Here is a 1,359-nt window from a genome sequence, read left to right on the forward strand (position 1 = left end):
GCCGCTGCCGGACCGGCTGCCGCCCGCGGCGCGGTTCCCGGCGGCGGCGGGCGTGCGCGGACGGCCGCCGGCCGCCGGCTTCTGCTGGGACTGCCCGCCGGAGCCGCCGGACTTCTGCGGGGGCTGCGCGGCGGTCGCGGCGCGGCCGCGCGAGCTGTTGACCGTCCGCCCGCGGACGATGCCGATGAGCTCCTCGACCAGGTCGGTCGTCCGCGCCTCCGGCCAGGAGAGGGCGACCTGTGACTGCGGCACGTCCAGCAGCGGCCGGTAGGTGAGGTCGCGGCGGTGGTGCAGCCGGGCGAGCGACTGCGGGACGGCCAGCACGCCCACGCCCGCCGCCACCAGCTCGATGGCGTCGCCGGTCGTCGCCGGCCGCTCGAACGCGGGGAGCCCGGGCAGTTCGTCCCAGGCCAGGGTGTCGTCCAGCGGGTGCTGGACGATCTCCTCGGCCAGGTCCGCGGTGGTGACCTCCTCGGCCGCGGCGAGCCAGTGGTCCTTGGGGACCACGACGACGGTGGTCTCGGTGTAGAGCGGGATCGCGCTCAGGCGGGTCCGGTCGACCGGCAGCCGGACGAGGCCGGCGTCGGCGGTGCCGTCCTCCAGGGCCTGCGTGCCGTCCGTCGAGGACACCTGGACGAGGGTCAGCGGGACGTCGGGCAGCCTCTCCGTCCACACACGGACCCACTTGGTCGGGGTCACGCCGGGTACGTACGCCAGCCGGAACGAGGAGGTCGCCTGCATGTCTGTCACGCAGCCCAGGCTACCGACCGTGATCGGGGCGGGCGCACCCTCGCTTACCCTAGTGACCATGACATCGCTCAAGCCCAAGACGACCCAGACCATGAAGCCCGCGACGGCGGCGAAGAAGCTGGGTGTCTACCTCCAGGCCACCCCCGCCGAGTTCCAGGAGGGTGTCGTCTCGCGGGAAGAGCTGAACGCACTCCAGGCCGACCCGCCGCAGTGGCTGCAGGACCTGCGCCGCAACGGCCCGCACCCCCGTCCGGTGGTCGCCGAGAAGCTCGGCGTCTCCGCCTCCGGTCTCGCCCGCGGCGGGATCACCGAGGCCCTCACCACCGAGCAGATCGACGCGCTGAAGTCCGAGGAGCCCGAGTGGCTGCGCCGCGAGCGCACCATCCAGGCCGAGGTCCGCCGCGAGACCGTGCGGATCAAGGAGAAGCACGAGCAGCAGGCCGCCGCCCGCCGCGACCGGGCCTGATCCCCGCAGCGGCCGAGCGTACGCACCCGGCAGCCGCCGCGGCCGGCTGCGCACGCTCGGCCGGCCGCCCGGGGCCAACCCGCAGCCCGCGCCCCCGCCGCACCCCGGCGCGTAAAAACAAATCCCAGCCCACCGGACGTGGG

General features: G+C 74.9%; 2 protein-coding genes. One reads left to right on the top strand and one right to left on the bottom strand.

The genetic code is table 11. The features are described 5' to 3' along the window. A partial coding sequence (locus ACFV0G_RS31965) for a LysR family substrate-binding domain-containing protein (protein WP_380555570.1) occupies nt 1-750 on the bottom strand: 750 nt, incomplete at its 3' end. Between the two features lie 58 nt (nt 751-808). Here ACFV0G_RS31965 and ACFV0G_RS31970 point away from each other — a divergent pair. Further along, a complete protein-coding gene (locus tag ACFV0G_RS31970; protein ID WP_380555572.1) occupies nt 809-1,216 on the top strand; it encodes a DUF5997 family protein in 408 nt (135 codons plus the stop codon). Nucleotides 1,217-1,359 lie beyond the last annotated feature (143 nt).

It is taken from the genome of Kitasatospora sp. NPDC059571 (assembly GCF_042735675.1).
In the GTDB taxonomy this organism is placed as follows: domain Bacteria; phylum Actinomycetota; class Actinomycetes; order Streptomycetales; family Streptomycetaceae; genus Kitasatospora.